The 9,374-nt window shown below is 38.6% G+C and carries 5 protein-coding genes and 1 pseudogene; 5 read left to right on the top strand and 1 reads right to left on the bottom strand.

The features are described 5' to 3' along the window. Nucleotides 1–307 (bottom strand): RNA polymerase sigma factor (locus tag ABZB17_RS16520; protein ID WP_372651682.1); only part of this gene is annotated, 307 nt, incomplete at its 3' end. A 282-nt stretch (nt 308–589) separates the two neighbouring features. Between ABZB17_RS16520 and ABZB17_RS16515 the strand changes: the two genes are divergently transcribed. From ABZB17_RS16515 to ABZB17_RS16495, 5 genes and pseudogenes are all read left to right on the top strand, one after another. After that, nucleotides 590–1,180, top strand: coding sequence for a bifunctional nuclease family protein (locus ABZB17_RS16515; RefSeq protein ID WP_045033525.1), 591 nt, complete (start codon nt 590–592; stop codon nt 1,178–1,180). A gap of 115 nt (nt 1,181–1,295) precedes the next feature. Further along, nucleotides 1,296–2,747 carry a NupC/NupG family nucleoside CNT transporter gene (locus tag ABZB17_RS16510; protein ID WP_372651680.1) on the top strand — a complete coding sequence of 484 codons (1,452 nt, stop codon included), beginning with the start codon at nt 1,296–1,298 and terminating at the stop codon, nt 2,745–2,747. Nucleotides 2,748–3,504: 757 nt separating this feature from the next. Further along, nucleotides 3,505–6,633 carry a SusC/RagA family TonB-linked outer membrane protein gene (locus ABZB17_RS16505; RefSeq protein WP_372651678.1) on the top strand — a complete coding sequence of 1,043 codons (3,129 nt, stop codon included), beginning with the start codon at nt 3,505–3,507 and terminating at the stop codon, nt 6,631–6,633. Between the two features lie 29 nt (nt 6,634–6,662). Next, complete coding sequence (locus ABZB17_RS16500; RefSeq protein WP_372651676.1) at nt 6,663–8,309, top strand: RagB/SusD family nutrient uptake outer membrane protein; 1,647 nt, start codon at nt 6,663–6,665, stop codon at nt 8,307–8,309. A 703-nt stretch (nt 8,310–9,012) separates the two neighbouring features. After that, a pseudogene (locus ABZB17_RS16495) lies at nt 9,013–9,374 on the top strand (ammonia channel protein); the annotation flags it as partial.

Below are 9,374 nucleotides of genomic sequence, written 5' to 3'. Positions count from 1 at the left end.
CCTTCTCGTCAGAAGGTTCTGTTTCCATACGATCGTTATCTCGCAGCTGCTCAAAATGAATATCCGTTTTCTTTTTTCGTATATCGCTGATGGCTGTATTTAGTGCCACGCGATACATCCAGGTGCTGAATTTCGCCTCATTCCGAAAATTGGGAAACGAGCGCCAGAGTTGCAGGCAAATCTCCTGAAAAAGATCTTCGCGATCTGTTTGTCCGTTGGCATAAAACAGTGTTATTTTGTGGATTATTGCCTGGTGCTTTTCAATCAGCTCGCTAAACTCAGTTTTATTTGCAATTTGGTTTTTCATTTTTTGCTCTTCACCCTGTATGTCGTAAAAGCAGGTAAAAAACTACAACTTCAGATCATTTTTTTTATAAAATACGTTGTATTCCCTTTACGAGGCTTACGATACAGGGATTCTGAAATTAGTAAATATCTCTGTTTATACAATTGGTCTTCATCTTTTGGTGGCCGGTTTTAGCACAGTTTTAGGGCCGATACTTTTAAAACGGGCAAAATAAATGGAATGGAACGAAAATGATTATTATATTTGTTTGCATCGAAAAAAAGATACAGGGCAAACGTTAGCATGCAAAAAATACGCTTAAACATTTTAGGATTATCGGTAAGTCAAACCCAATCGGGGGCTTATGCGTTGGTGTTGGCAGAAGAAGATGGAGAACGCAGAATTCCTATAATTATCGGACCGGTTGAAGCACAGGCAATTGCCATTCAGTTGGAAGGATTAAAACCTCCGCGGCCACTTACTCACGATTTAATAAAAAATATTGCTCTGGCGTTTGATATCGCTTTGCTGGAGGTAACCATATATAAGCTGGAAGAAGGCATTTTTTATTCCGAGCTTTTGTGTGAGATGAACGGCAAAGAGATTCGGATTGATTCGAGAACATCAGATGCAGTGGCTTTGGCTTTACGTTTCAGGTGCCCGATTTATACCTCGGAAGAAATTTTACAGAAAGCCGGAATTGTATTGGAATCGGATGATGAAGACTCTCCGGTGCGCAGTATGATGGATGAAGAAGAGCCCGAAACGACCGGTTCTTCGTATTCGCAATATTCAACAAGTGATTTGCAGGAATTGCTGAACGAGGCCATCGAAGACGAAGATTATGAAAAGGCATCGATTATTCGCGATGAATTGAATAAACGAGAGAAGTAAGTTAGAAACGCATAATTAACAATCACCCCTATCGCTACTTCATAGCGATTGTCCCCTCAAGGGGACAGGAGGACCAAAGGGACGACAGGGGTGAAAGGAAATGAAAAAACACTCAATGAAACGCATGATAATGTTGCTGGTAGTAATTACCGGCATTTTCTTTATCCAACCGTTGGCGGCACATGCCGGCGAAACAATGCTTGCAGCAGCCGACGCAGCAGCACAACAAACCGATACTTCAAATATTCTTTTGGCAAAAGAACGACAAACGCCTTTCTCAATTATAACCCTTTTTCGGGGATTGTTGGGAATGGTGGTGTTGGTTTTTGTGGGGTATATATTTAGTTCCGATCGCCGTAATATACCCTGGCGAACAGTCGGAATTGGTTTAGCCATGCAAATTTTGCTGGCGCTTGGTGTTTTGTATGTACCCGTTGTACAAACGGGGTTTGAGTTTTTTGGAAAGATATTCGTTAAGGTGCTCGACTTTACCAAAGAGGGAAGTATCTTTCTTTTGGGCGACCTGATGGATGCCGATACCTATGGTTATATTTTTCTTTTCCAGGTGTTGCCAACAATTATCTTTTTTTCGGCCTTAACCAGTTTGTTATTCTACTGGGGCATTATTCAAAAAATTGTGTACGGGCTGGCTTGGGTGTTTACCAGAGTCCTTCGAATTTCAGGAGCAGAAGCGCTTTCTGTTGCCGGGAATATTTTTCTTGGACAAACCGAATCACCACTGATGATTAAAGCCTACCTTGATAAGATGAGCAAATCAGAGATTCTGTTGGTAATGACCGGTGGAATGGCAACGCTTGCAGGAGGTGTTTTAGCGGCATACATTGCTTTGCTTGGCGGCGACGATCCGCAATTGCGGCTGGAATTTGCCAAGCACCTGCTTACTGCATCGGTTATGGCGGCTCCGGCAGCTATCGTATTCTCGAAAATGCTTGTTCCACCAACCGACGCAATTAATAAAACCATTGATGTGAATCGCGATAAAATTGGCAGCAACGTTCTCGATGCCATTACAAACGGAACAACAGAAGGTGTAAAACTGGCTGTAAATGTGGCTGCAATGCTTTTGGCTTTTATTGCTTTTATTGCCATGTTCAATTTTATATTTACCAAAGTGGGCGCCATCACACATTTAAATGATGTTATTGCCAATATTACCGATGGAAAATACGATGAACTGTCGCTGCAGTTTATATTGGGTTATACCTTTTCGCCTATAATGTGGCTGATTGGTGTTTGCCCGGAAGATATTGCTGTGGTTGGTCGTTTACTGGGCGAGAAGCTGATTCTGACCGAATTTATAGGATACGTTTCGCTAGCCGACCTAAAAGCCGCCGGTGCGTTTGCCGAAACCAAGTCGATTATTATGGCCACTTATATATTGTGTGGTTTTGCCAATTTTTCATCCATCGGTATCCAGATTGGAGGAATCGGTGCGCTGGCACCAAAACGTCGGGTACTGCTTTCGCAATACGGAATGCGTGCGCTGCTGGCGGGCACACTGGCCTCGTTGATGAGTGCTACTATTATTGGGATGATTTTAGGTTGACAGTAGATTATTAGTTCGGCAATTAGAAAAAGTATCAGATGTAATTTTATCTCCTTCACATTTCAAGGTCCTTGTCAGATCATTTATACATTACTTCAAATAATAATTCCATTTCTACATCCTCTCTATTGATGAAATCCGATTGTTTTTCTTTTAAGGTGTAGGTGAGGATAATAGGTTTCGATTTATTCATCCCTTCATTGCAGTTGTAAATGAACTTCTAACAAAATTTAGCTGAATCCTCATATTGCGAAGTTTCTAAATTGTATTTTTCCCGGCATTTCAAATGCTTGCAAACAAAAAGAATGTTATTGTATCATGCAAAAAAGAGTAAGATTTGTAACGTTTTTCTTCATTCTCTGTATATTATTACTGGTTGCATTTTATTGAACAACAGTGTATTCGTATTTTAAATTGAAAATATAAACAGTGGCTCACAGCATCACATGAGTTTTCGTGTAGTAAACAATTAGATCGAAACTCTTTTAATAATTAAATGTGAACTTTTTTAGGGGTAAAAGGTTACAGCATTGTTTAACAATTGTGAGCAAATAAGAGTGATAAAAAATACAATCGAGTATGATTGTAAATTGTGAATGTGGTTGAATCGAATGATTCAATTGCGGGTATCCCGAATATTCATGGGATTTAAAACTTAAAAACAAAAACTATTTAGGCTGTACAACTAATTGTATTGTATATGTGCACATAATTGTGCAATACATAATTATTCATTAATCTATCAAATTTATTTTCAATGAAAAAACTGACGCTATTTCTTATTTGTACTCTTATAGTAGGTGTACAAATAGCAAGTGCACAGGTTAGGAGCGTTTCCGGAACCGTATTAAATTCTGAAGACAACACTCCAATACCGGGTGTATCAGTAAGTGTTAAAGGAACCACCGTTGGTACAGTAACCAATATTGATGGTGTTTATTCCTTCGACATTCCAACAGATGCGCAAACAATTGTGTTTTCGTTTGTTGGTATGAAAACAGTTGAGATGCCGGCAACAGGTTCTGTAATTAATGTTAACCTTGAGTCGGATGTATTAGGACTTGATGAAGTGATTGTAACTGCGTATGGTACATCAACTAAGCAGGCATTTACCGGCTCTGCCGATGTAGTGGGGGCTGAAGAATTATCATCACGCAATGTTACTTCTCCAATTGCAGCAATTGAGGGTAGAGCAACAGGAGTACAATTTACTTCTGCATCAGGGCAACCAGGTTCTTCACCTAATCTTGTTATTCGCGGTGTAGGAACACTTAATGGAAGTTCTGATCCGTTGTATATTGTTGATGGTATACAGTATGAAGGTTCGTTAAATACAATTAACCAGGAAGATATCGAATCTTTTACGATCCTTAAAGATGCTGCTTCTACGTCATTGTACGGGTCAAGAGCCGCGAATGGTGTAGTTTTAATCACTACTAAAAATGGTACTAAAGGTGATATTAAAACTTCGGTATCTGCCCAGGTAGGTATCGTAAGCCGGAGTATTCCGAGCTACGATGAAGTTTCTCCGGGGCAGTACTATGAAATGATGTGGCAGGCTTTAAAAAATTCGAGTGCAGGTGGCGGAGATGCGGCCTATGCTTCCGCAAATATTTACAACAGTTTAGGGTATAACCCATTTAATGTGGCAAATAACCAAATTGTTGGAACTGACGGAATGTTAAATCCGGGAGCAAGCGTAATTTATAAGAGCTTAGACTGGTATGATGAAATGGAACAAACCGGGTTGAGAACAAATTACAATGTTAATGTTGCCGGAGGAGGCGACAGGCATAAAGTATTCTTTTCTGCTTCGTACCTGGATGAAGAAGGATATGTGGTTACAACCAATTTTAATCGTATTACTTCGCGTTTAAATGCCGAATTCGATGCCACCGATTGGTTAAAACTAGGAGGTAGTGCAAACATTACCCTTACCGAATCTGCCGGTCCAACTTCAGCAGGAACAGGTAGTATTGTAAACCCTTTCGGATTTGCGAAAAACATAGGATCAATTTATCCTGTATATGTAAATGACCTGGATGGAAACATAGTATTGGATGCCGGAGGAGAGCCTGTTTTTGATGCCGGTGAAGGTTATTCTGAATACAATATTGGTTCAAGGCCGATAAATCAAGGTCGTCATGCTCTTCAGGAATTGATGTTAAATGATGAAACTACAAGAAATAATACCTACGGAGTTCGATTCTTTGCCGACTTCGAAATAATTGAGGGGCTTAATCTTAGGTTGAATTACGGTAGAGATATAAATGAAGGTCTTGAAAAAGAATATGAAAACCATATTATTGGCGATGCCCAACCAACCGGAAGATATGGAGAAGACAGGTACCGGAGAGATGTTGAAAACTTCAACCAGATTTTAACCTTCAAAAAATACTTTAATGAGGTTCACAGTGTAGACATTACAGCAGGACATGAAAGCTTCCAGCGTATTTATTCGGGTATCGATGGTACTTCGATTAAACAAGTTGCTACAGGTATTTATGAATTTGACAATTTTGCCGAGCCAATTAGTTTAGGTGGTGCTACTACTGAAAAAACTATTGAAGGTTACTTCTTAAGAGCCAACTATAATTTCGACGGTAAATATTATATCAGTGCGTCAGTAAGAAGAGATGCTTCTTCTGTTTTTGATGAAAAATCAAGATGGGGTAACTTCTATTCAGTTGGTGGTTCCTGGAGAATAGATCAGGAAAATTTCATGAAAAATGTAAGTTGGGTTAATCATTTAAAACTCCGCGCTTCATATGGTCAGGTAGGTAACGATGATCTGGGCGACTTCTTCTTATCTCAACCAAGATACGGACTGACATCAAACGCAGGTAATCCTGCTATTTACTGGTCAGAAATTGGTAATGCCGATCTTCAATGGGAAACGGTTGGAAGTTTCGACGTAGCCCTGGAATTTGGTTTATTCAATAACCTTATTGATGGTTCGGTTGAATATTACAAGAAGAATTCAACTGACCTGCTTTATGATTTACCTATTCCTTTAAGTAATGGTTTAAATACTGTGCCTTCGAACATTGCCGATCTGTATAATTCAGGAATTGAAATAGGATTAACCGGACATATCATTGACAAGGGGGAATTTAAATGGGATATGACAGTACAGGCATCGACGTTTAAAAATGAGATTACGAAAATTCCAGATCCTTTTATCGATGGTTCAAAAAGATGGGCAGAAGGTAGATCAATCTATGATTTTTATATACTTCAAACTGCAGGTGTAGACCCGGATACAGGAGATCAATTGTTCTGGATGTTTGAATTTGATGAAGATGGTAATAGTGTACCTGTTTTGGATGATAATGGGAATCAGGAAACCACAAATGATTGGGAAGAAACTGAAAGAGCCTACACAGGAGACAACTCCATACCTGATGTTTTAGGATCAGTATCGAATTATTTTAGTTATAAGGGATTCGACCTGAATGTTTTAGTGACATATGGTATCGGCGGAAAATTTTTGGATTATGGATATGCTAATATGATGCATAGTGGTACTTATGGTAGATCGCTTCATCCTGATATTTTGGATGCATGGAGAAATCCGGGCGATGTAACCAATGTGCCCAGAATGGAAAACGGAAATGTTGATTTAGTGCAAACACAATCTTCCCGTTTTTTAACAGATGCGTCTTTCTGGACCTTGAAAAATGTTAGCTTAGGCTACACTTTTGACGGTTCTGTTACCGAGAGAATTGGTGTTGACAATTTAAGATTATCACTTACCGGAGAGAATCTATATCTAAAAAGTAAGCGGAAAGGACTCGATCCTCAATACAACTTGTCAGGAACACCTGAGGGTAATGATTTTAACCCATCGAGAGTATTCTCGATTGGATTGAATGTTACATTTTAATCATAAAAAATAATTAAAACATAATAACTATGTTTAAAAAGATAATCTTGTTACTTGTAATAGTAGCTATTGCAACAACATCGTGTCAGGAAGACTTTCTGGAAACAAAACCAACAGATGCTATTTCTTCTGGTGATGCTTTGGCATCTGCTGAAAATATGGCACTTATTCTAAATGGCCTGCATCGTTTATTATATGCTCAGCCACAAACCATGCTTTCGGGAGGAGATAGCCAAAGGTCAGGAAATCATTACTGGATTCCTCTAGGAGATAATTTAGCAGGCGGTGTAATTCACAGTGCCAGGGCAAACAATTTGGGTTGGCAAGACGATACACAATGGATTTCTCATAATCAGGAAACATCTTTAACAACTAAACAGTTGTGGTATCAACGCTATCATATCATTGCCAGTGCCAACGCCATAATAAATAAAGCTGCCGACGGTACTATCGCTGAAGATGCAAAATTTAAAGAAATTATAGGACAAGCCTATACCTATAGAGCATATGCCTATCTTTCATTGGTTCAGCACTTTGCTAAAGGCTATCTGATTGGCAACCCGGCCACAGATCCAGGCGTGCCTTTATTATTTGCTTCTGAAGCACCTTTTACAAGTGCGCCCAGATCTACAGTAAAAGAAATTTATGATCAGTGTGTATCAGATATTAATAGTGCTATAAGTTATTTTGAGGGAGCAACTGCAAGGCCAACCGGTAATGCATCCGACAAATCTCAACTAAATATTGACGTTGCGTATGGTTTAAAAGCTCGCATAGCATTAAATATGGGGGAATGGAGAACAGCAGCGGATGCAGCGGCGATGGCACGTCAGAATTATCCAATTATGGATAAGGATGATTATTATTCAGGCTTTAATTCAACCTTACTTCCTGAAGTAATTTGGGGAAGTAATGTAATTAGTACTGAAACAACTTTTTTCCGTTCGTATTTTTATTTAATGTGTAATACATTTAACGGGAGTCAAAATCGAAATAATCCAAAAATTATGGATAAGCGGTTATACGCTCAAATTCCGGATACTGACTATAGAAAAGGGTTGTTCTTAAAAGATGCTCCAAATTCAAATACTTCTGCGGCTAACGGTATGGGTGGCTGGGATAATAATACCAACCCGTTGTATACAACAGAAGAAGAATTTGATGCAGAAATTGACCGACTTGCCAGTGTATATGGATGGACTTCCGCTCATAACACGCATCCGTATATGCACGTAAAAATGCGACAAAAGTCACCCGGAACTACAGATCCGGATGATATTATTTTAATGCGTTCGTCTGAAATGTATTTGATAGAAGCAGAAGCAGAAGCCATGTTAGGCAATATTGAAGCTGCACAAAATGCATTAAAACCGTTGGGCGAAGAACGCGACAGCGCTTATGATGTTACCATGTACGATACTAAAGAAAAATTAATGGAACATATTAAGTTCCAGAGAGCTTTAGAATTATGGGGAGAAGGATTTCTTTACACGGATAAGATACGTTGGGACGAAGGAATTGACCATGCTGCAGATGGTGGTTCCGGTGCTTCTGCCGGTTTGTACCAAAGCGGATTCCAGCAAGATAAACCATCAGTTAATGCTGAGTGGATATTTAAAATTCCGCAAGAAGAAATTGATGCGAATCCAAACTTAGGTCCTGGCGATCAAAATTAATCTTTAGCAGATATTTGAATTGGTCAGTCCTAAATAAACTCTAAAGATTATTGGCTAATTTAACAGTATCACAGACCGTTTAAAATCAGTTTTAAACGGTCTGTTTTTTTTACCGTTTGAATGTATCTGCTTTAGAGGATATGCTCCAATCTTAATTGTTTTTAAATATTATTACTGAGTAAGTCTTCGTGCACTAGATAATAGATGGAATTCATTATAGTTCGTTCCAAATCGAAGTCTTTATATTTAACATGTCGGCTAGGTTGTAATAGTCGAGATAATTTTGGGTTATGTTATGCTGCAACTATATTGATTCGCCTCCAATATTAATTCAAGTTTAACAGATACTAATTTAGAGCGAATTTAAAAAAGGTGAGATTTGTCATTATTTTCACTGCTTTTTCTTGTTTTTCCTTTTTTCTGAATTTGATTTTAACCCCATTCAATTTCAAATTTTGCAGCTATTTTTTGTTCGATAAAAAATTCACCCCGTCCAAAATTTAAAAATCAGGGTTGAAAAATGAATCGATCGAAACCTGAACCCTGTTTTAACGAGTTGTTGTAAAATGTATTTGCGGGCTTTTAAAGTGTCAGAAAAATGTGCAAAAAAGTAAATAAATGATTTTCGGGGAGCTTTAAAACTGTCAAATTATTAAAGTCATATTCTATTTTTGGTCATCGAAATCAAAAAATATTTAAGAAAATGATGTTTGACAAAGGACTAACTACCTTTATGATTGTGGCTACCAGTTTGGTGATGTTAATGACTCCCGGGCTGGCTTTCTTTTACGGCGGTTTGGGCTGTAAAAAAAATATCCTGAGTATTATGATGCAGAGTTTTGTGTCGTTAGGAATTACAACTATTCTGTGGATTAGCTTTGGCTACTCTATGTGTTTTAGTGGAACCCTGGTCGACGGAAATGATTTTTTCGGCATCATTGGAAATTTCGATAAAGCTTTTCTGAACGGAGTTACATCAAGTACACCCTTGTCGCCCGACCGTAACTTCCCGGAATATATTTTTGTGGCCTACCAAATGATGTTTGCCATTATCACTCCTGCCTT

It is taken from the genome of Draconibacterium sp. (assembly GCF_041583095.1).
GTDB lineage: Bacteria > Bacteroidota > Bacteroidia > Bacteroidales > Prolixibacteraceae > Draconibacterium.
The sequence above is the reverse complement of the archived record's forward strand: the minus strand, read 5'-3'. Positions and strand labels throughout refer to the sequence as shown.